We start from the raw sequence: 22,945 nt of genomic DNA, 5'->3' as shown, positions 1-22,945 counted from the left end.
TTTTCCCACCGAACTCAATCGAACTGAAATACTCCTGTAATGGTCTTTTAAAAGTTGGATTGATATAATTGTAGTCGCTTCAACTATGCCCTAGATGATTTTTTGACCAGGCGAACATGAAAAACGATACCTTGACAGAGGGAGTTGTTTCCTGTAAAAAAGACTCTAGGCGAAATATACAGTAACTAAAACAATTGATTCAACTTCGTCATAGATGCATACAAATATTAAAAAAGGGTAGGGAATACGTTATGATTTCGATGCAAAAAGTCAGTAAAGTATATCCAAACGGCGTCGTTGCCATGGATGACCTCGATCTAGAGATTCGCGACGGCGAGTTCCTTTATGTGGTCGGACCTTCCGGAGCCGGAAAGTCGACATTCATGAAGATGATTTATCGTGAGGAGAAACCGACAGCTGGTCAATTATTGATTGATGGGCTCGATGTCGGAAAATTAAAAGACCGGCATGTGCCGAAGTTACGTCGCCAACTCGGCGTCATCTTCCAAGACTTCAAATTGTTGCCGACACTCACTGTCTATGAGAACGTCGCGTTCGCGTTAGAAGTCGTCGGAGCAGACACGTCGTCGATTCGTAAACAAGTCATGGATGTGTTGAACCTTGTCGGATTGAAAAACAAGGCGCGCAACTATCCAGATGAACTCTCAGGTGGGGAACAGCAGCGTGTCTCGATCGCTCGAGCGATCGTGAACAAGCCGAAGCTGATCATCGCCGATGAGCCGACGGGGAACTTAGACCCGGAAACGGCATGGGGTATTATGGAAGTGTTTGAAGAAATTCACCGCCGCGGGGCGACCATCGTCATGGCGACGCACAACCGTGACATCGTCGATAAGATTCGTCACCGCGTCATCGCGATTGAGAGTGGTAAAGTAGTTCGCGATGAAGAGAAAGGAGCATATGGCTATGATGTTTAAGACTGGATTGCGCCATTTGCGTGAAGGGTTCAAAGGAACACTTCGTAATGGATGGATGTCGTTCGCGGCAATCAGTGCCGTGACAATCACTTTGTTGCTTGTCGGTGTCTTCGCACTCGTCATGTTCAACGTTAACGAGATCTCAGACAACGTCGAGAACGATGTCGAGATTCAAGTGTTCATCACCCGGACAGCGGATGAGAACTCGGTAGAGAAGCTCGGACAGAACATTGAACAGGTACCGGGAGTCTCGACGGTCACGTTCAGCTCGAAAGAGGATGAGTTACAGAAATTCCAAACTCAACTCGGGGATGACGCGGCAGCATACGGAACGGTTGAGAAAGACAATCCGCTCCACGCCCGTTACATCGTCAAAGCACAAGACCCGACAGAACTAGAGAAAGTGGCCGAATCGGTCAGTTCACTCGATAATGTCGACGATGTGAAGTACGGAAAAGACTACATCGATAAAATGTTTGCCTTCTTCAACGGGATTCGCATCGGTGGACTCGCGTTGATCGTCGGATTGACATTGATGGCGATGTTCTTGATCTCGAATACGATCAAGATGACAATCTTCTCACGTCGTCGTGAGATTGAAATCATGCGACTCGTCGGAGCGAAGAACAGCTTTATCCGTTGGCCGTTCTTTATCGAAGGACTGCTTCTCGGTATGCTTGGTGCTCTCGTCCCGATTCTCGTCATTTATTTCGGATATGACGTCGCATATAGTGCTTTACAACCATCGCTTGATCAATTGAATAGTGATATATTTAAGTTGATTGATCCATCGACGCTCACGGTACAAGTATCGCTTGTTTTACTTGCACTCGGTGCGTTCATCGGGATCTGGGGATCGACGACATCGCTCGGTCGCTTCTTGAAAATCTAACTTAAATAAGGAGGAGTTGGCGGATGAAACGTTCGCTTGCGCTAGGGTTGTGTGTATCGTTACTTGCCATGCCAGTCATGGCGACAGAGAAAGACACGTTAAAAGCTCGACAAGATCGATTGTCCAATGAATTGGAGGAGTCGAAAAAAGCGCAGGCCGAGACAGACGCCGAGCTCGAGGTCACCGAGGCAGAGCGTGATGCCGTGCAGACGGAGATTCACATCGTCGATGACCGATTGAATGATTTGAGTGAACAAATCGCGATTCAACAACACGAGGTCGATACGGCCCGTGAAGAGCTCGAGGCGACCCGCCAACAACTTTCCGTTCAGGAAGAGTACTTGGAAAGCCAGAAGGATTTATTGAATGAGCGCCTTCGCGTCTTGCAAGTACATGAAGATACTTCCTATCTACAAGTCATTTTTGAGTCCCGTTCCTTCGGTGATTTCGTGACACGGGTCATGACGGCCCGCACGATTGCTGAGCAGGACCGGGAACTCATACATAACTATATGAGTGAGATGGAACGTCTCGAGTCGTTAGAGACGACTCAGCGCACCCAACTCTCTTTCATCAAACAAAAAGAGCGTGAGCTCGTCATCACGAAACAAGACCTTGACCGGACGGCCGAGAAGAAGCGCGATTTGTTGGTCGAACTGAACGAACAAGTCGAGCAGCTCGAACTCGAGAAAATGACGCGCAGTGAAGAGCAGGCGGTCATGGCCGAACAGAACCGGATTATCAGCGAACAGCTCGAGGCGATTGCAACGGCAGAACGCGAAGCCGCCGAGGCTGCAGAACGCGCGAAACGGGAAGCGGAGGCACGTGCTGCGGAAGAGCGGGCACGCGCCGAAGCAGAGAAACGGGAAGCGGAGACAGAGGTCGTAGTACCTGAAGTGGCTCCACCGCCAGCACAGCCGGCTGAAACGCCGACGCATGTGTCCACGTCGACTGAATTTGTCCGCCCCGTGTCCGGTTACGTCTCGAGCCCGTTCGGACCGCGGAACAATCCGCTGACAGGTGTCCCTGAGATTCATAAGGGGATCGACCTCGTCAACGCCCAAGGGACACCGATTGTCGCGAGCGCACCGGGTGTGGTCATCAAGGCGGCACCGGCGACCGGGTATGGGAACGTCGTTTTCGTCTCTCACGTCATGAATGGGGAGATTTGGACGACCGTCTACGCCCATCTGAATGCCATCACGGTCGGCGCCGGTCAACAAGTCGCGGCTGGACAGACGGTCGGGACGCTCGGCAACACCGGCTGGTCGACCGGACCGCACCTCCACTTTGAGTTACATCGAGGAAAATGGGCACCGGGACAACCGAATGCGATTGACCCAGCCCCGTATATTGGATACTGACTAAAGCGGACGCGTCCCAAATATGTGGAACGCGTCCGCTTTTCCTCTCGTTTTTGCTATACTAATGAAAAGACTTACAAAGAGAAATGAGGGACCAACCCGTGAAAAATTCTACCGCAGGACTACTCGCTGGCACAACGTTCGTGGCTGGGGCCGGTGCAGGCCTTGCGACGATGGCGTTTACAGACACATCACTTCCGATTCAGACGAATGCGGAAGGCTGGGATAAAGTCGACCAAGTGCGTGATTTGATTGAGGAACATTCGTTACAAGACATCTCGGAAGAGGATTTATTGACAGGAGCGCTCGACGGCATGACCGCAGCACTCGATGATCCATACTCGGATTTCTTGGACGCGGAAGAAACATCGCAATTTACCGACTCGATTGAATCGAGTTTTGAAGGAATCGGCGCAACTTTGGAGAAGAAAGGAGAAGACATCTTAATCGTCGCTCCAATCAAAGGCGCTCCAGCCGAGGAGGCGGGCCTTCGCCCCGGTGACATCATCACAGCGGTCGACGGGGAGTCGATCGAAGGAATGGATGTACAAGAAGCCGTCCAACTCATCCGAGGGGAAAAAGGGACGACCGTCACATTGACGATTCGCCGTGGCAGTCAGACGGCGGACTATGAGATCACGCGTGACACGATCCCAATCGAGACGGTGTTCTCAGAAGTGAAGGAGCAGGACGGTAAAAAGATTGGCTATCTTCAAGTGACACAGTTCTCCGAACCGACGGCCGATGAGTTTCTCGAACAGCTCGAACAGCTCGAGTCAGAGGATATCGATAGCTTGATCATCGACGTGCGTGGGAACCCAGGTGGGCTCTTACCAGCCGTCATCGAGATGTCTGAAGGGTTCGTCCCGACATCAAAACCGGTCGTTCAAATCGAGAATGCGGACGGGGACCGTGACGCTCAAAATGGTCGCGCCCGTGAAGCAAAACCGTACAATCTTTTCGTCTTGACGGATGAGGGCTCTGCCTCGGCATCTGAGATTTTGACGGGTGCGATGAAAGAAGGCGCAGGCGCAACAATCATCGGAACGAAGACGTTCGGGAAAGGCGTCGTCCAGACGGCGTTTGATTTAGAGGACGGTAGCAACCTGAAGTTGACGACGAGCAAATGGCTCACGCCAGACGGGAACTGGATCAATAAAAAAGGAATCGAGCCGGATATTGAAGTGGCTCAACCAGATTACTTTAATGTGACCCGTGTCTTGACAGAAGAAGAGTCACTAAAAGTCGGCGATTACGGCGATGCCGTCTCGAACTTGCATAAAATTTTGACGGGAATCGGCTACGAGCCAGGTGGTCAACCGGGATACTTCGGGGACACGATGGCAGAAGCCGTGAAAGCATTCCAGACAGACAATGGTCTCGAGGCTTCAGGGACTGTCGATGAAGAGACCGCTTCGGCGCTCGAATCGAAGTTGCTCGAGGCGATTCAAGATAAGGCGAACGATGCCCAATTGAACCGAGCGCTCGAAGAAGCCGCAAAATAACGTTGAATGAAAGAAAGGATTGGACCGCGTGGAAGTTGTACGAATGAGTGTTACGGCTTTATTGACGTTGTTAGGTAGTCCGCTGTTTTGGGTGACGCTCGTCGCCCTTACATACATATCGATGACACGAGTCAAACGAGAACGAGCCATGTTTCGTTCGAGACGACGCTCGCCGAAGTCGGAATGGAAGCATTTCATCTGGCCAAGTCTTCTTCTAGCGGTCCTCGCATCAGCCGCGACGATCGTACTTGAGACGACCATCACGTTTGAGTGGGCCGTCTCGTTCACAGTGCTCTATACGCTCGTGGTGTTGACGATGCATCCGCGATTCTTCAATCCGGTGCTTCCGCTTCTCGTCTTGTTCGGGGTCGTCATGTTGCGCGATGTCGTTTCTTATGGGGCGCTCAGTGATTGGGTGATCGAGCTCGCTCGAGTCGATTGGACGGTCTATGCCCTCACGTTCGGGCTCGTCACGTTCGCGGAAGCGATCCTTTTACGCTGGAATGGACCAAAAGAGACGTCCCCGACACTGATCTTATCGAAACGCGGTCAGTTCATCGGGGGGCATGTCGTCAAACGGATTTGGTTTTTCCCGCTTGTCGTCTTCTTGCCACCGACGTTCGGTCTCGACTGGCCGATGGTTCCCATCATTCTTCCGATTCCGATCGGGGTCAGCTTGTTGTCGACCGGCGCATTGCCGGGAACGCTACTTGCACGATTGAGCAATTATCGCGCAGTGCTCGCATTGATTGCTCTCGGTCTATTTGGTCTCTCGTATGTATGGGAGATTCCATATGTCGACTATGCCGTGTTTGCCTTGTTCGTGCTATATGAGCTTGGGCTTCAGTGGATCAAACGAGAAAATCGTGGCACGACACCTGTCTTCATCAATGGAAATCGCGGGGCGGTCATCGTCGACACGCTTCCGAATTCACCGGGAGAGGCGATGCAACTCATCCCAGGTGAATCGATTTATAAAGTCAATGGAACGATCATCACAGGAGGGCATAGCTTTTACGAGGCGCTCCAGCAACATAAACCGTACATCAAGCTCGAAGTACTGAATCTGAACGGGGACATCCGTTTCGTTCAGCGTGCGATGTATGAGACCGATCCACACGAACTCGGTATCTTGTTCGTCGGGGAGCCGACGAGTCCACGTGTCCGCCTTCGTAAATTGTAAGAGTATCCTAACGGGTACTCTTTTTTTGCATACGAAAAGGGCACCCGTGAGGATGCCCTTTCATCTTATACGTCAAGTTTTGATGGTTTGAATGCCATCGTTGCTTCGACGGCGTGTTGCCAACCTTTGTAGAGTGCTTCGCGATGAGACTCTTCCATGTTTGGCTCGAACTTCTTATCGAGTTTCCACTGCTCTTTGATCTCTGCTTGGTCTTTCCAGAAACCAACAGCGAGACCTGCCAAGTAAGCGGCACCGAGTGCAGTCGTTTCACTCACTTCCGGACGTTCAACCGGAACGTCGAGGATGTCCGATTGGAACTGCATGAGGAAGTTGTTGCTGACGGCTCCACCATCGACACGGAGTGTCTTCAAGTTGATACCTGAATCGTTCTCCATCGATGTGAGGACGTCACGCGTCTGATAAGCGAGTGACTCGATCGTCGCACGGACCAACTGTTCTTTCTCTGTTCCGCGTGTGAGGCCGAAGATGGCACCACGAACGTCAGAGTTCCAGTATGGTGCACCAAGACCAACGAAGGCTGGTACGACGTATACGCCTTCTGTCGATTCGATACGCGTCGCATATTGTTCCGAATCTTTCGCTGATTTCAACATCCGTAATCCGTCACGGAGCCATTGGATTGCCGAACCGGCCACGAAGATCGAACCTTCGAGCGCATACTCAACTTTTCCGTTATAGCCCCATGCGATTGTCGTCAAAAGACCGTGATCCGATTTGACGGCTTCTTCTCCCGTATTCATGAGCATGAAGCAACCTGTACCGTACGTGTTCTTTCCTTCACCTTTTTCGAAGCATGTTTGACCGAACAAGGCAGCCTGTTGGTCACCAGCCGCGCCGGCGATTGGTACTTCGAATCCGAAGAAGTGATATGGGATCGTGTTTGCATATACTTCACTCGAAGGTTTGACTTCAGGAAGCATTGATTTCGGTACCGTCAAGATTTCGAGTAACTCGTCATCCCACTTCTGTTCGTAAATGTTATACATGAGTGTACGTGATGCGTTCGAATAATCCGTTACGTGGGCTTTACCACCTGAGAGTTTCCAGATGAGCCATGTATCGATTGTTCCGAAGAGGAGTTCACCGTTTTCGGCTTTCTCACGAGCGCCTTCGACGTTATCCAAAATCCATTTCACTTTCGTACCTGAGAAGTAGGCATCGATGAGGAGACCTGTTTTGTCACGGACCATATCCGAGTGACCTGCTGCTTTTAGTTCTTCACAGATATCAGCAGTTTGACGTGATTGCCAAACGACCGCGTTGTAAACAGGGCGTCCTGTTTCTTTTTCCCAAACGACCGCTGTCTCACGTTGGTTCGTGATCCCGATTCCAGCGATTTCATTCGGATCGATATCCGCCGAACCGAACGCTTCCGCCATGACCGCGAGGACAGAACCCCAAATTTCATTGGCGTTATGCTCGACCCAGCCTGGTTTTGGGAAGTACTGTTTGAATTCGCGTTGTGCGACTGTGACAATCTTTCCATCATGATCAAAAATGATTGCCCGTGAACTTGTCGTTCCTTGGTCCAATGCTAGAATATAACGTTTTTCTTTCGCCATATGTGATTTCCTCCTTCAAAATTATGTGTTAAGGGACGAGAATGCCATACACGAGAGCGGCGATGACAGCACCGATAATCGGACCAACGACTGGAATCCATGAATAACCCCAATCAGATGAACCTTTTCCTTTAATCGGAAGAATGGCGTGTGCGATACGTGGCCCAAGGTCACGCGCTGGGTTGATCGCATATCCCGTCGTACCACCTAGTGAGAGACCGATTGAGACAATCAAGAAACCGACGATGAGCGGGTTAAGTCCATCTGCGAATGTGTTTGCCCCGAATGACAACAATGCAAAGACAAGGACGAATGTTCCGATAATCTCACCAATCAAGTTAGATGGTGTGTTGCGAATACCTGGTGCAGTAGAGAACGTTGCGAGTTTCAAACCTGGATCCTCCGTCGCATCGTAATGCGGCTTGTAGTGGACATACACCAAACATGCCCCAATGAACGCTCCGATAAACTGAGCAAGGATGTAGAGTGGGACATCGGCCCATGGGAATTCTCCTGCTGTCGCGAGACCAATCGTGACGGCAGGGTTGATGTGTGCGCCTCCGTAAATACCGGCTGCGTAGACCCCGACCATAACCGCGAGACCCCAACCCATTGTGATAACAATCCAGCCAGAGTTTTCCGCTTTGGAATGGCGGAGGACGACGCCGGCGACGACACCGTTACCGAGCAGAATCAATAGCATCGTACCGATAATTTCACTTACAAATGCTGACATGTGATACTCCCCTTTCTCCCTATGCAATTTGACTTACCACTTCATTATATGCCCAAAATGTAAGCGTTTTAAAACAGTGTTTTTCAAAAATCCTACTTTTTTCCTACAAATGTTCACATTTACACCTGTAAACTTCACATAAAGGAGCAGACAGGGAGCGAAATATTCACCAATTTGGCTTCCATTTTTAAAATCGTGGGAATTTCAACCGAATAGGAACAAGGTCCAGGATTCGACTTTTCGTGTCCTATGTCACAAAAGCGATTACGATCAATCTCTCAGATGATAATTGGCGTGAGATTGGATGTTTCTTTTGAGATGGTAACGGAAAAAGAAAAGATGATATGAAAGATAAATGGAATATATCCATCTACAAGCTAATAAGCGAATATTTGTTCGTGTCTATGATATAATTAAGGAACTTATGAAATGAGAAGGTGAGGAGTATCTTATGGAATCGATCCCGTTTGCATTACAATCTGAATTTCAACCAGGAGGTGACCAGCCTGAAGCGATTCGGCAACTTGTCGAAGGCGTGAATCGGGGAGACCGTTATCAGACGCTCCTCGGGGCGACTGGAACAGGGAAGACGTTCACTGTCTCAAACGTCATTCAAGAAGTGAAGAAACCGACACTCGTCCTTGCCCACAACAAGACGCTCGCGGGTCAACTCTATTCCGAGTTCAAAGAGTTCTTCCCGAACAACGCGGTCGAATACTTTGTCAGTTACTACGACTATTATCAGCCTGAAGCGTACGTTCCTTCGACCGATACGTTCATCGAGAAGGATGCTTCCATTAACGATGAAATCGATAAGCTGCGTCACTCGGCGACGTCGGCTCTCTTTGAGCGGGATGACGTCATCATCGTCGCATCGGTCTCTTGTATATATGGTCTCGGTAACCCAGAAGAATACCGTAGTCTCGTCCTCAGCCTTCGGGTCGGAAAAGAGATGGGGCGTGACGAGATGCTTCGTAAGCTCATCGACATTCAATATGAACGAAACGATATCGATTTCCAGCGCGGACGGTTCCGTGTCCGTGGGGACGTTGTCGAGATCTTCCCGGCTTCGCGTGACGAACACTGTATGCGAATCGAATTTTTCGGTGATGAAATCGATCGAATCCGTGAGATGGACCCGTTGACGGGAGAAATCATCGCAGACCGAGATCACGTCGCCATCTTCCCTGCATCCCACTTCGTCACGCGTGACGAAAAACTTCAAAAGGCAATCGTTAATATTGAAGCGGAACTCGAAGAGCAACTCGAGAAGTTCCGCGAGGAAGGGAAGTTGCTTGAAGCGCAACGTCTCGAACAGCGAACGCATTACGATTTGGAGATGATGCGTGAAATGGGGTATTGTTCAGGCATCGAGAACTATTCGCGACACTTGAACTTAATGCCAGAAGGCTCGACCCCGTATACATTGATCGATTACTTCCCAGAAGACTTCCTGCTCGTTGCCGATGAGTCGCACGTGACGCTGCCGCAAGTACGCGGGATGTATAACGGGGACCAGGCGCGGAAACAAGTGCTCGTCGACCACGGGTTCCGTCTTCCGTCTGCGAAGGACAACCGTCCGCTCAAGTTCGATGAGTTCGAGAAGAAAGTCTCACAAGCGATCTTCATCTCGGCGACACCAGGTCCGTATGAGCTCGAACATACACCGCACATGATCGAACAGATCATTCGTCCGACGGGACTACTCGACCCGACGATCGAGATTCATCCGATCAAAGGTCAAATCGATTATTTGATGGACCAGATTCGCGAACGCATCAAGCGAGACGAGCGTGTCCTCGTGACGACGCTCACGAAGAAGATGGCAGAGGACTTGTCCGACTACTTGCGTGAAGCGGGAATCAAGGTCAACTATATGCACTCCGAGATCAAGACGCTCGAACGGATTGAAATCATCCGAGATCTTCGTCTCGGGAAATACGACGTGCTCGTCGGAATCAACTTGTTGCGGGAAGGACTCGACATTCCTGAAGTCAGTCTCGTGACGATTCTTGATGCCGATAAGGAAGGGTTCCTTCGTTCTGACCGTTCGCTCATTCAGACGATTGGGCGGGCGGCCCGTAATGCGAACGGACACGTCATCCTGTTCGCGGACAAGATGACCGACTCGATGGCAAGAGCCATCGAAGAGACGGATCGTCGTCGTACGATTCAACAGGCTTATAATGAAGAACATGGCATCACGCCACAGACAATTCGTAAAGACGTTCGTGGCGTCATCCGAGCGACGGTCGAGGCCGAGGAAGAGGCGCTCGAATCACTCAGTACGATGAAACCGGCCGAACGCGAGGCAGCGATTGCCAAATTAGAAGAAGAAATGAAGCAAGCGGCGCGCGATCTTCAGTTCGAACGAGCGGCCGAATTGCGTGACTTAATCTTGGAGTTGAAGGTAGGGAATTAAATGGCTGAAAAGAAAAATGCGATTGTCATCAAAGGGGCACGCGTCAATAACTTAAAAAATATCGATATTGATATCCCACGTGACCAGCTCGTCGTCTTGACGGGCTTGTCCGGCTCCGGGAAATCGTCGCTCGCGTTCGACACGATTTATGCGGAAGGACAGCGACGCTACGTCGAGAGTTTGTCTGCGTACGCCCGTCAGTTCCTCGGACAGATGGATAAACCGGACGTCGATACGATTGAAGGATTAAGTCCTGCCATCTCAATCGACCAGAAGACGACGAGCCGAAACCCACGTTCGACTGTCGGGACGGTGACCGAGATTTATGACTATCTCCGACTCCTGTTCGCACGTATCGGGAAACCGGTTTGTCCGAACCATGGAATCGAGATTTCGAGTCAGACCATCTCTCAGATGGTCGACCAAGTGATGGAGTTGCCGGAACGAACGCGACTACAGATTTTGGCACCGATCGTGTCAGGTCGTAAAGGGACGCACGTCAAAGTGTTCGACTCGTTGAAAAAAGAGGGGTTCGTCCGTGTCCGTGTGAACGGAGAGACCATCGAGCTGACGGATGAAATCGAGCTCGACAAAAACAAAAAGCATTCCATCGAAGTCGTCGTCGACCGTCTCGTCGTCCGACCTGATGTCGAGGGACGCCTCGCCGACTCTCTCGAGACGGCATTACGTCTCGCTGATGGACGTGTCATCATCGACAAGATGGACGGTACTGAGCTTCTCTTCAGTGAACACCACGCCTGCCCGATTTGTGGATTCTCGATCGGAGAGCTCGAGCCACGCATGTTCTCCTTCAACTCACCGTTCGGGGCTTGCCCGACATGTGACGGACTCGGGACGAAATTAGATGTCGACCCGGAACTCGTCATTCCAGACCCATCGAAAACGTTAAAAGAAGGGGCAATTGCTGCGTGGCAGCCGACGAGTTCCCAGTACTATCCGCAACTGTTATCGGCGATGTGTCAGCATTTCAACATCGACATGGACGTGCCGTTCGAGCGCCTGTCGAAGCGTGACCAAGAGCTCGTCTTAAACGGTTCTTCGGAAGAGTCATTTCTGTTCCGCTACGAGAACGACTTCGGTCAAGTCCGGACGAACACAATCTTCTTTGAAGGGGTGCTCCGTAACATCGAACGCCGCTACCGCGAGACGACGTCCGACTATATCCGTGAACAGATGGAGATGTATATGGCAACCCACGCCTGCCCGACATGTCATGGCTATCGCTTGAAAGAAGAATCACTCGCCGTCAAGATCACCGGGCAGCACGTCGGACAAGTGACGGAGAAGTCGGTCGTGAACGCCCTCGCGTTCTTCGAAGGGCTCAATGAACAGCTCAGTGAAAAGGATATCGCCATTGCCCGTCTCATCTTGCAGGAGATTCGGGAACGACTCAGCTTCTTGAATAACGTCGGTCTCGACTATTTGACGCTGTCTCGTGCTGCAGGAACACTCTCAGGTGGGGAAGCGCAGCGAATTCGCCTCGCGACGCAAATCGGTTCACGCCTCACAGGTGTCTTGTACGTCCTCGATGAACCATCAATTGGTCTACATCAACGAGATAACGACCGCTTGATCGCGACGCTCAAACAGATGCGGGACATCGGCAACACGCTCATCGTCGTCGAGCATGATGAGGACACGATGATGGAAGCCGACTATTTGATTGATATCGGACCGGGTGCCGGGGAGCACGGTGGACAAGTCATCGCCGCCGGGACACCGAAGCAACTCATGAAAAATAAGAACTCGCTCACAGGGCAATATCTCGCCGGGAAGAAGTTCATTCCACTCCCAGTTGAACGGAAGATGCCGGACGAGCGTTTCTTGAAAATCATCAAGGCGGAAGAGAACAACTTGAAAGATGTCGACGTCTCGATTCCGCTCGGGATGTTCGTCGCCGTGACGGGCGTATCGGGTTCTGGGAAGTCGACACTCATCAACGAGATTCTCTATAAATCGCTCGCGCACAACATGAACCGTGCCAAAGCGAAACCAGGGAAGCATAAGAAGATTGAAGGTCTCGAGCATATCGACAAAGTCATCGATATCGACCAATCCCCGATCGGACGTACACCGCGTTCGAACCCGGCGACGTATACGGGCGTCTTCGACGACATCCGCGACGTCTTTGCCTCGACGAACGAAGCGAAGATGCGAGGGTATAAGAAAGGACGTTTCAGTTTCAACGTCAAAGGCGGACGCTGCGAAGCGTGCCGTGGGGACGGGATCATCAAAATCGAGATGCACTTCTTACCGGACGTGTACGTGCCGTGTGAGGTCTGTCACGGGAAACGGTATAACCGTGAGACGCTCGAAGTGAAATATAAAGGGAAGACGATTGCCGACGTCCTCGATATGACAATCGAGGAAGGGCTCGAATTCTTTGACAAGATTCCGAAAATCAAGCGAAAAATCCAGACGATTTATGACGTCGGTCTCGGCTATATGAAACTCGGTCAACCGGCGACGGAACTCTCGGGTGGGGAAGCCCAGCGTGTGAAACTCGCCTCGGAGCTCCATAAACGCTCGACCGGGAAGACGATTTATATTTTGGATGAACCGACGACAGGTCTCCACGTCGACGACATCGCGCGCTTGTTGAAAGTGTTGCAGCGCCTCGTCGAGAACGGGGATACGGTACTCGTCATCGAACATAACCTCGACGTCATCAAGTCGGCCGATTATTTGATCGACCTCGGACCAGAGGGCGGAGACGGCGGCGGACTCATTGTCGCGACGGGAACGCCGGAAGAAGTCGCGGAAGTGTCTGGCTCGTATACCGGCAAGTACTTGAAGCCGGTACTCGAACGAGATGCGGCTCGTGTGAAACCAAAAGCAGGAAAAAAGAAATAAGTATAGAAATGGTGAGAAACGGGAAGGTAATTGACGTGCAACCAAATTGAAGGGGGAAAACGAACGTGAAACAAGAAATGCGTGAACTGATTCTCCAGCAAGTGAAGGAAGGCAAGATGACAATCGAGGAGGCGATGACGCAACTCGAGCGTCTCGAACGCCTCGAACCAGAACAAGTCAAGGCGTTAGAAGAGCGACAAGATACGGAAAAGGTCGATGCCTATTCGGTCGAATCGCTCACAACGAAACTGACGTCTGCGGTAGAGGGGCTCGTCACGAAGCTTCGTGACAGCGACTTCTCCTTCAGCTCGAATTTCGGGCCAGAAGTGACGTATTCGAAATCATTCCCATTCACAGGCACCGACATCTCACTCGATCTCTTCAACGCATCGGCGACGATCGTCTCGTCAGATGCAGAAGATTGTGAGCTCATCGTGACCGGTCGTCCGCTTCGCCAACAAGACGCGGACAAAGCGCTCGAACAGTTGCAGTCGGCGGTCAAACATTCTGTCATCGGAGACCGTCTCGTCGTCTCCTTGCGTGACAAACTCGTCCGGGCTCATGTGGAACTGTATGTCCCGCATCATCATTTCAACCATCTTCATATTCAGACGTTGAACGGGGAAGTCCGTGCCGATGGTCTTGACGTCGAGAACGTCCGGGTTCAAACGGCGAACGGTCGCGTTGTCTTACATGACGTGCATGCATCGGAACTCCTCCTTAACACCGGAAACGGGACAGTTGAGGTCGAAGGTGTCGAAGCAGAGCTCGTCCATGTCCGTACCGGAAATGGGGCCGTCATCGTCGGAGGAAAGTATGACAAGGCATCCCTCAAGACGGGTAATGGAAACATTCGCGCGGAGCTTGCGACTGCTCGTCCGGCCAAGTTCGAACTCGCCTCGCTCGCCGGAAACGTTCGACTCGTGTTACCGCATGGTGTCGAAGTCGAAGGTGAACTTGAGACGAACTTCGGTGGACTCCACTGCTTGCTCGACGAACTTGAAATCATCCGTGACCGAAAAGACGTCGCTCAGCGTCGGCTTGAATTCTTGTCCGGTCGTGGTCAAACGCCTCGCATCGAAGTCGAAGCGGGTACGCGTACCGGTACAATCGACTTGGAACACGGATCGGTATACACACCGTCGACATTCCTTGAGGAAGAACAGACGGAGCCATCGGATCCGGTCGATCCCGTCGACCCAGCTGATTTGAACAATCCATTCCATCAACAATAAGCAAATCCCGAAGGCTTAGCCTTCGGGACTTTTTTGATTAAAGATTCATTTCATATTCCATCTGTTGCCAATCCATCATCTGTGTATCAAACAGCGTGAATGCACTGACTGCGAAGACGATAAAGAGGACGGGACCGGCAATGAGCAAGATGATGCCGAGGAGCCGCATCGATTTCGAGCGATTCCAGTAGAAGATGATGGCGACAATCATCGAGATGAGTGCACCAGACAAGAAGAATCCGATGATATTCAAAATGAACAAGAGCAAGACCGTCTCGTTTTTCGTCGCCGCATACTCTTTCCACATATCAATCAGCGACTTGATGATGTAGATAAGCGTCCCGATTCCGATGACGAGCGCGATGATTACGACAATCCAAAATAAAGCATCCATATTTTCACCTCCTCTATTTGCCTATACCCTTCCTACGCACGCTATGTATGAAAGTTTCAACAATTTTTTGACACGTTCTTCGTCACTTCTCTAACCCTACATAGAAAGAGCTATGATACAATAATGAGCGTGAAAGGGGCAGATACTGATGCAAAATATCGTACGTACAGCTCAAGTCGTTGAGCGTTTTAAACTTCAAGTCATTGCGGGAGAAGAGGGGCTTCATCGTCCGGTCGCTACACCCGACCTGAGTCGTCCTGGACTCGTCCTCGCCGGTTATTACACGCACTATGCGAAAAACCGTCTTCAAGTGCTAGGGAAGACAGAGTTAACTTTCTATGCGAGCTTATCGGAAGAAAAGCGTCGCGAGCGTGCCCGGATCTTATGTACGGAATCGACACCTGGGATTTTAATCACACGTGGATTTGACATTCCGAAAGAAATCGAAGAAGAAGCGGAAGCGGCAAACGTCCCACTCATGCGGACGAATGCGGTGACGACTTCGATCGAATCGCAAATCACGAACTTCCTTGAGATGGAACTCGCGCCAATGACGGCGATGCACGGGGTTCTCGTCGATATTTATGGCGTCGGCGTCCTCATCAAAGGACAAAGCGGTGTCGGGAAATCGGAGACGGCACTCGAGCTCGTCAAACGCGGACACCGTCTCGTCGCCGATGACTCGGTCGAGATTCGTCAAACGGGTGACCAGCTCCTCGTCGGTTCAGCACCAAAGCTGATTCGTCATTTGCTTGAGATTCGTGGAATCGGCATCATCGACGTCATGACCTTGTTCGGTGCAGGTGCGGTCCGGTCCCATAAAAAGATCAGTCTCATCGTCAACTTAGAGAACTGGGACGCTGGAAAAGTGTACGACCGCGTCGGGCTCGATCACAACACGATGAAAATCATCGACAGTGAAGTCCCGCTCCTCACGATCCCGGTCCGCCCAGGTCGAAACTTGGCGGTCATCATCGAGGTCGCAGCGATGAACTATCGTCTGCAAAACATGGGGATCAATACGGCTGAAGAGTTTGCGGAACGTCTCGCGAACGCGATTCAGGACACTGAAGGAGACTTGTGATCATGGTAGAACCGACATTTGATCGTGTAGCGTTTGAAATTGGCTCTCTTCCGATATATTGGTATGGCATGATTATCGCCTTCGGAGCAATGCTCGGACTCGTCCTTGCCCTCTATGAGGCAAAACGGATCAACTATGATTCGGAACGACTCGTCGACGTCGTCATCTGGTCGATTCCAATCAGTATCATCTTCGCGCGTATTTACTATGTGACGTTCCAATGGGATTACTACTCAGAGAACCTCGGGCAGATCATCGATATCCGTCAAGGCGGGATCGCCATTCACGGTGCCATCTTCGGGGCACTCCTTGTCGTCATCGTCTATTGTATGCGAAAATCGATGTCGTTCTGGAAAGTGACGGACATATTGGCGCCATCACTTCTCCTCGGACAAGCCATCGGGCGCTGGGGGAACTTCATGAACCAAGAGGCCCATGGTGGCGAGACGACGCGTAGCTTCCTGCAAGATACGCTCATGTTACCGGATTGGATCGTCAATCAGATGTATATCGATGGCGCATATTATATCCCGACGTTCCTTTATGAAAGTGTTTGGAACATCATCGGGGTCATCCTCCTCGTCGCTTGGCGCATGATTGGGAACCCACGTCGTGGATATATCTTCTTGTCTTACCTCGTCTGGTATTCGATCGGTCGCTTCTATATTGAAGGACTCCGGACAGATAGTCTCATGTCAGGCGATTTGCGTGCAGCCCAAATGGTGTCAATCGCGCTGATTCTCTTCGGTATCGTCATGATGATCCTTCGCCGCAATGCGAAACGATACAATGACCCATCAGAGAAAGGATTGTTTGATTAATGGATACGCTCTTATTTGACTTAGACGGTACGTTACTCGATACGAACCCGCTCATCATCGCCAGTTTCCGCCACACGTTCGAGTATTATTTCCCGGAACATACGTATCGGGATGAGGACATCTATCGTTTCATCGGACCGACGCTCGAGAAGTCGTTCCGTGAATTGAACGAAGCGGAATGGAAAGAGATGCAAGCGTTCTATCGGAGTTTCAATATCGCCATGCACGACCAACTCGTCGCCGAGTATCCGGGTGTCATCGAAGGCTTATATCGCCTTCATGCGAAAGGATACAAGATGGGCGTCGTTACATCGAAAGGTCGTCCGGTCGTCGAACGCGGTCTTCGGTTGTTCAACATCGACCACTTGTTTGACGTCGTCGTGACGGCGGACGATGTCGAGAATGAAAAACCACACGCCGAACCGGTCGAACGTGCGCTTCAAGCGCTTGGTTCGTCACCGGAGCGAGCGGTCATGGTTGGGGATAACGATACAGACATCTTCAGCGGGAAAAATGCAGGGACGAAGACGGTCGCTGTCGGCTGGGCATTAAAAGGCCGTCAGTTCCTTGAATCACTCGAGCCGGATGTCATCATCGACTCGATGGAACATTTCGAGGCATGGCTTGACGAGGTCAGCGTTCATGCGTAAGACGAAACGGTTTCGCATCGACGGACCGAATCCGCTTTGGCAGATGTATCGGACGATTCGCTTCCTGCGTGTCTTCAAAAACACGTCGGTCGTGCTCATCGGTCGTTACTTCCCTTCGGTGAAGGCGAAGCGTTGGCTGTACCGGACATTTCTCGGTATGAAGATCGGCGAGTATAGTGCCCTCGCCCTTATGGTCACGCCGGACGTCATGTTCCCGGAACGGATCACGATTGGTCGCAACACCGTCATCGGATTCAATTCGACGATTCTCTGTCATGAGTATCTCGTCGATGAGTACCGGATCGGGGACGTCGTTATCGGAAATGAAGTCTTAATCGGGGCGAACGTGACCATCTTACCAGGTGTGACAATCGGCGACGGTGCGGTCGTCGGTGCGGGTGCGGTCGTGCACCGCGACGTCTTACCAGGTGAGCGGGTCGTCGGTTCAAAGCTCCAGTCGCTGACACATATTTGACACAATTTTTCGCAAAATGTTTTTATGCCTTTTTTGTATAGAGGCGTAAAAGAATACTTGAGCGGTATCACTTTTTTTAAAAGAGATGCCGCTTTTTAATGGGAAAATGAACCGAATTGACGGAATCATATTTTCGTTCAAAAACAATTTTTGAACCTAGTAAAAAATATTCATTATAGAGGGAATATAGTCGCAATTTTTTTTAACTTTTTCAGTTGCCCTCGTTGTTCGAGTGCGGTATTCTTATCCCTGCAACTAAAAAAAGATTTAGAGATGATGTGGAGGATTTAGAATATGGAAGCGAACTATGAAGCAGTAATGACGCTACCCGAACCAGAATCTCCGCTCGCTGCGGAGCTCCACTACTATAGAGGTCGTCGTGCGTTACGGGAAGGTCGCCTAGATGAAGCGACTTTTTTCATGGCTGAAGCGACAGCAGCAGCCACGCATCGCGTCGACTATCATAAACAGTACGCAGAACTGTTATTTGAAGTAGGGGAGGTCTACCACGCCAATGACGTGTGGAAACGAGTATTAGAGCTCGACGAGACCGCGACAGAGGCGCTCTATCACTTAGCGAGCAACTGTGCCTATGTCTCTCAATATGAAGAAGCGGCGAACTATGCTTCTGAATATCTCGCCCGTGACACGAAAGGTCACTACGCGGAAGCCGTGCAATCCCTTCTTGAACTGATCGAACTCGAACAAGAGCTCGAGGACGAGGAAGAGGACGAATTGATCACATGGCATACAGAAGCACAGCGTCAAATCGACAAAGGCCGACTTTTTGCGGCGAAGGCGACGCTCGAACGTTTGATCGGGCAGTACCCATCGTTTTGGCCAGCCTATAACAACCTATCCGTCGTCAGTTTTTACCTCGGCGATGACCAAGCGGCGTTTCGGACGCTCGAATATGTGCTCGACCAGAACCCGGGCAACTTGCATGCGATTTTGAACACGATTCTATTGCTGCATGAGGCGGGACAATCCGAAGCGGCGACGCAGTTATCGACGCCACTCACACGTGTCCGTCCACTCCAATTTGACCTACGTTATAAATTGGCGACGACACTTGCGCTCGTCGGACATTATGACCGTGCGTATGAAGAGTTACGTCTATTGAAAGACCGCGGTTTTCGTGGAGACCCATTGTTTGGGCATTGGCTCAGCGTGTCTGCCTATAAGACAGGACGATTAGAAGAGGCAGCCACCTACTTGAACAATGAAGAGATGAAACGTTTCGAAGAGAAGCAAAGTTTCGACATTCGGGAAAACCTCGAGTTTCGTTCGGCGCTCGTACAAGGTCTTCGTCAAGAGACCGACCTAGCGCGAGTCGAGATCATTCGAATCATTTCTAATTTAAAAGATGATGAGGCGTTTGAGGCACTTGCGCTGACGAACGCCGTCACGGAGAATGAGACGGTCCGTGCCTTCGCAGAGATGTGTCGTGCCGACCTCTGTCAACAACCGTTCCATGGAGACGTTCGCGTCAAGCGCGCGTTTGATGCCCTCGTCCTTGCCGAAGCGCATGTTTCGGAAGCGGAACGGATGAGTCTAGAAGGTGACTTCTATGAACGATTTGCGACGCTATTGTTGTCTGATGAAACATTTATGGACGTAACGGCATCGGCCGCTGCGCTCGTCTGGATGTTTTATACGAAACGTGACGCCTTGATTCTTGAGGACTGTGCGAACGCCTTCCATCTCCCGGTTGATACGTTGACAGAGACGGTTCGTTCGTTCAAACGGACACTCGAACAAGCATAAAGATAGACGATACCCATACAGGTTTCTTATACTAAAGGCAATCAATTTCTTGCAGAGGTGGAATCAACATGACAGAAGAAAAAATTTATGACGTCATTATCATCGGTGCCGGTCCTGCCGGAATGACCGCTGCGCTATATGCTTCACGTGCGAACCTTTCAACACTTATGATCGAACGCGGAATTCCAGGTGGTCAAATGGCCAACACGGAAGACATCGAGAACTACCCAGGATACGACAGCATTCTCGGTCCTGACTTGTCTCAGAAAATGTTCGACCATTCGAAAGCGTTCGGTGCGGAGTATGCATATGGGGACGTGCAAAGCATCTCGGATGAAACAGAATATAAAATCGTCCATGCGCACAACCGCGACTACAAAGCACGTGCGATCATTCTCGCCTCTGGTGCTCAGTATAAGAAAATCGGTGTACCGGGTGAAGAAGAACTCGGTGGCCGTGGCGTATCGTACTGTGCGGTATGTGATGGAGCGTTCTTCAAAGGCAAAGATTTGTTCGTCATCGGTGGTGGCGACTCAGCTGTTGAAGAAGGTGTCTTCTTGACACGTTTCGCAAACAAGGTGACAATCGTTCACCGTCGCGACGAGCTCCGTGCTCAAAAAATTCTTCAAAAACGTGCGTTCGATAATGAGAAAATCGATTTTATTTGGAACCACACATTGAAAGAAATTACAGAGAAAGACGGAAAAGTCGGTGGGGCTCGTCTCGTCAGCACGGTTGACGGTACAGAGACAGACCACGACATCGACGGCGTCTTCATCTATATCGGCATGAACCCGATCACTGGATTCGTCCAAGACCTCGGGATCACGAACGAGCAAGGCTACATCGTCACGAACGAGGCGATGGAAACGAATATCCCAGGAATCTTTGCTGCCGGTGATGTTCGTGAGAAAACGCTCCGCCAAGTCGTCACGGCGACGAACGACGGATCGATTGCCGCTCAGAACGCTCAACACTTCATCGAGGGGCTCCTCGAATCGTTGCAAGAACAAAACGCATGATTCAAGAAGGTAGGACTGCGGGGAACCGCGGTCCTTCTCTTTTTTTCGGACGTTCGTTATACTAGATGGAGAGAGCTACACACACGGCTCGGTTGTCAATTTTAAGGGGGCGTCAGCGAGATGGAAGATTTTAAAGGATTAGAAGAATTGATCATCATCAGCGGAATGAGCGGGGCTGGGAAGTCCGTCGCGATGAATAGTTTCGAGGATCTCGGCTATTTCTGTGTCGATAACTTACCACCGGTTCTCTTACCACAATTGATTGATGTCATCAGCTCGGTCCGACCGAAAATCGCGGTCGCCATTGATACACGTACGAGAGATTTTATCGATAGTTTGTTCATCGTCATTGACGATTTGGAAAAGAAGAATGTACACCCGCATCTTCTGTACTTAGAGACGCGCGACGACGTGCTCGTTCGTCGCTATAAAGAGACGCGGCGGTCACACCCGCTCGCCCCAGAAGATGCGCCACTCGTCGGCATCCAGATGGAGCGCGAACTGTTAGAAGGGTTCCGCGACCGTGCCCATACGCTATACGACACGAGTGACTTGAAGCCGCAGATGCTGAAGGACCGTATCTTGCAACAGTTCAACGAGGAACGTATCCCGTTTACGGTCAACTTCATGTCGTTCGGGTTCAAACACGGGGTCCCGCTCGATGTGGACTTACTGTTTGATGTCCGCTTTATCACGAACCCGTTCTATATCCCTGAACTTCGACCGCTCACGGGTCAGACGACGGAAGTGCAAGACTACGTCATGTCGCATCCGGAGGCGCGGGCATTTTATAAGAAGTTGATCGATATGCTCGAATTCCTGCTTCCGCAATATAAGCGGGAAGGGAAGACGCAGATCGTGGTGGCATTCGGTTGCACAGGCGGCAAACACCGCTCGATCACGTTCGCCGAGAAAGTGTCAGAGCATTTCGCAGAGCGTTACAACGTGAAGACGGTCCACCGTGACCTTGCCCACGCGACGAAGGAGAAATGATATGAGACGAGAACGGAAAGTAGTTGCCATCGGTGGGGGGACAGGATTGTCCACCCTCGTCCGTGGTTTGAAGCATTATCCACTCGACATCACTGCCATCGTCACGGTAGGAGACGACGGAGGCAGTTCAGGGCGCCTGCGTGACGAGTTTCATATGTTGCCTCCGGGAGACATCCGTAACGTCATCTTGGCCTTGTCAGAAGTCGAGCCGTTGATGGATAAGATTTTACAGTATCGTTTCGACACGGGATACGGCCTAGAAGGTCACTCTCTTGGAAACTTGATGCTGACGGCGGCGACCCATATTTGTGAAGGGTCGTTCGTCAAAGCGATTGACGTCATGTCACAGCTTTTGAACGCACAAGGGAAAGTGTTACCGGTGACCGAGACGCTCATGACGCTCGCGGCGGAGTTTGAGGACGGGACGATCGTCAAAGGCGAATCGAAGATCCCGCTTCATCAACAGCCGATCAAACGCCTGTTTTTACTCGAGGACGGCATCAAGCCGGCCCCAGGGGTCGTGGAAGCGATCGAGTCGGCCGACGTCATCGTGCTCGGTCCAGGGAGCCTCTATACGAGCATCATCCCGAACCTGCTCATTCCGGCGGTGCGGGAAGCCATCGTCCGCTCACAAGTCCCAGTCGTCTATATTTGTAACGTCATGACGCAACCGGGCGAGACGAAGGGCTATGATGCGATGAAGCACTTGAAGGCCATCGAAGCCTATCTCGGGAAGGCGTCGATTGATACGATCGTCGTCAATAATGAGCCGATCGATGAAGAATATTTGGAACGCTACCTCGAAGACGGATCGGAAGAAGTCCGCTTCGACCGGAAAAAGCTCCGAAACTATGGAACGAATGTCCTTGCGGGAGATATCGTCGATTACAATCGGGATTACATCCGTCATGACTCCGACGCCATTGCCGGACTTGTCATGCAACGCGTGCTCCGAATCAAGAAACCACGTTCGTTTCAGCAGCTTGAATTGAAATAAGAATTGTTTG

The 22,945-nt window shown here is 51.0% G+C and carries 19 protein-coding genes; 16 read left to right on the top strand and 3 right to left on the bottom strand.

All coding sequences use genetic code 11. The features are described from left to right. Positions 1–251 precede the first annotated feature (251 nt). The 5 genes from ftsE (at position 252) to KNO75_RS07020 (ending at position 5,882) form a co-directional block, all read left to right on the top strand. Complete coding sequence (gene ftsE / locus KNO75_RS07040) at positions 252–938, top strand: cell division ATP-binding protein FtsE (protein WP_214795409.1); 687 nt, start codon at positions 252–254, stop codon at positions 936–938. After that, positions 928–1,830: a permease-like cell division protein FtsX gene (gene ftsX / locus KNO75_RS07035; RefSeq protein ID WP_214795411.1), complete on the top strand. Its 903-nt coding sequence runs from the start codon at positions 928–930 to the stop codon at positions 1,828–1,830. Before ftsE ends, ftsX begins: the two co-directional genes overlap by 11 nt. Positions 1,831–1,853: 23 nt before the next feature. Next, positions 1,854–3,194 (top strand): murein hydrolase activator EnvC family protein, encoded by a 1,341-nt coding sequence (locus tag KNO75_RS07030; RefSeq protein ID WP_214820623.1) that lies wholly within the window; start codon positions 1,854–1,856, stop codon positions 3,192–3,194. A 101-nt stretch (positions 3,195–3,295) separates the two neighbouring features. Then, on the top strand, positions 3,296–4,699 hold the full coding sequence (locus KNO75_RS07025) for a S41 family peptidase (RefSeq protein ID WP_214820621.1): 1,404 nt from the start codon (positions 3,296–3,298) through the stop codon (positions 4,697–4,699). A 28-nt stretch (positions 4,700–4,727) separates the two neighbouring features. Continuing rightward, complete coding sequence (locus tag KNO75_RS07020) at positions 4,728–5,882, top strand: PDZ domain-containing protein (protein ID WP_353047553.1); 1,155 nt, start codon at positions 4,728–4,730, stop codon at positions 5,880–5,882. A gap of 65 nt (positions 5,883–5,947) precedes the next feature. On the opposite strand, the gene glpK is transcribed toward KNO75_RS07020, so the two are convergent. Next, on the bottom strand, positions 5,948–7,465 hold the full coding sequence (glpK, locus tag KNO75_RS07015; RefSeq protein WP_214820619.1) for a glycerol kinase GlpK: 1,518 nt from the start codon (positions 7,463–7,465) through the stop codon (positions 5,948–5,950). A gap of 28 nt (positions 7,466–7,493) precedes the next feature. Further along, positions 7,494–8,201 carry an MIP/aquaporin family protein gene (locus KNO75_RS07010; RefSeq protein ID WP_214795422.1) on the bottom strand — a complete coding sequence of 236 codons (708 nt, stop codon included), beginning with the start codon at positions 8,199–8,201 and terminating at the stop codon, positions 7,494–7,496. Positions 8,202–8,652: 451 nt separating this feature from the next. Here KNO75_RS07010 and uvrB point away from each other — a divergent pair, with 451 nt between their 5' ends. From uvrB to KNO75_RS06995, 3 genes are all read left to right on the top strand, one after another. After that, the gene (uvrB, locus tag KNO75_RS07005; protein WP_214786932.1) at positions 8,653–10,623 is read left to right on the top strand and encodes an excinuclease ABC subunit UvrB; all 1,971 of its coding nucleotides are present in this window, start codon (positions 8,653–8,655) and stop codon (positions 10,621–10,623) included. Beyond that, positions 10,624–13,497, top strand: coding sequence for an excinuclease ABC subunit UvrA (gene uvrA, locus KNO75_RS07000; RefSeq protein WP_214820616.1), 2,874 nt, complete (start codon positions 10,624–10,626; stop codon positions 13,495–13,497). Between the two features lie 65 nt (positions 13,498–13,562). Next, positions 13,563–14,732 carry a DUF4097 family beta strand repeat-containing protein gene (locus KNO75_RS06995; protein WP_214786935.1) on the top strand — a complete coding sequence of 390 codons (1,170 nt, stop codon included), beginning with the start codon at positions 13,563–13,565 and terminating at the stop codon, positions 14,730–14,732. Positions 14,733–14,769: 37 nt separating this feature from the next. Here KNO75_RS06995 and KNO75_RS06990 read toward each other — a convergent pair whose 3' ends face one another. Further along, positions 14,770–15,126: a hypothetical protein gene (locus KNO75_RS06990; protein WP_214795428.1), complete on the bottom strand. Its 357-nt coding sequence runs from the start codon at positions 15,124–15,126 to the stop codon at positions 14,770–14,772. 148 nt (positions 15,127–15,274) lie between these two features. On the opposite strand from KNO75_RS06990, the gene hprK reads away from it, so the two are divergent. The 8 genes from hprK to KNO75_RS06950 all read left to right on the top strand — a co-directional run bounded on the left by hprK (position 15,275) and on the right by KNO75_RS06950 (position 22,935). Next, entirely contained in the window at positions 15,275–16,210 is a 936-nt protein-coding gene (hprK, locus tag KNO75_RS06985; protein WP_214786940.1) for an HPr(Ser) kinase/phosphatase, read from the top strand. A gap of 2 nt (positions 16,211–16,212) precedes the next feature. Next, the gene (gene lgt, locus KNO75_RS06980; RefSeq protein WP_214786942.1) at positions 16,213–17,031 is read left to right on the top strand and encodes a prolipoprotein diacylglyceryl transferase; all 819 of its coding nucleotides are present in this window, start codon (positions 16,213–16,215) and stop codon (positions 17,029–17,031) included. Continuing rightward, complete coding sequence (gene ppaX, locus KNO75_RS06975; RefSeq protein ID WP_214820615.1) at positions 17,031–17,681, top strand: pyrophosphatase PpaX; 651 nt, start codon at positions 17,031–17,033, stop codon at positions 17,679–17,681. Before lgt ends, ppaX begins: the two co-directional genes overlap by 1 nt. After that, positions 17,674–18,156, top strand: coding sequence for an acyltransferase (locus tag KNO75_RS06970; protein WP_214786945.1), 483 nt, complete (start codon positions 17,674–17,676; stop codon positions 18,154–18,156). The genes ppaX and KNO75_RS06970 overlap by 8 nt, the downstream gene beginning before the upstream one ends. A 294-nt stretch (positions 18,157–18,450) precedes the next feature. Beyond that, the gene (locus KNO75_RS06965) at positions 18,451–19,923 is read left to right on the top strand and encodes a tetratricopeptide repeat protein (protein WP_214795432.1); all 1,473 of its coding nucleotides are present in this window, start codon (positions 18,451–18,453) and stop codon (positions 19,921–19,923) included. Positions 19,924–19,991: 68 nt separating this feature from the next. Next, entirely contained in the window at positions 19,992–20,945 is a 954-nt protein-coding gene (gene trxB / locus KNO75_RS06960; RefSeq protein WP_214786950.1) for a thioredoxin-disulfide reductase, read from the top strand. Between the two features lie 120 nt (positions 20,946–21,065). Continuing rightward, complete coding sequence (rapZ, locus tag KNO75_RS06955; RefSeq protein WP_074033636.1) at positions 21,066–21,938, top strand: RNase adapter RapZ; 873 nt, start codon at positions 21,066–21,068, stop codon at positions 21,936–21,938. 1 nt (position 21,939) lies between these two features. After that, positions 21,940–22,935 carry a gluconeogenesis factor YvcK family protein gene (locus KNO75_RS06950; RefSeq protein ID WP_214795434.1) on the top strand — a complete coding sequence of 332 codons (996 nt, stop codon included), beginning with the start codon at positions 21,940–21,942 and terminating at the stop codon, positions 22,933–22,935. Positions 22,936–22,945 lie beyond the last annotated feature (10 nt).

The organism is Exiguobacterium sp. s35 (genome assembly GCF_018617535.1).
In the GTDB taxonomy this organism is placed as follows: domain Bacteria; phylum Bacillota; class Bacilli; order Exiguobacteriales; family Exiguobacteriaceae; genus Exiguobacterium; species Exiguobacterium aestuarii.
Note: the sequence above shows the minus strand (reverse complement) of the source record. Positions and strands in the feature narration are given on the sequence as shown.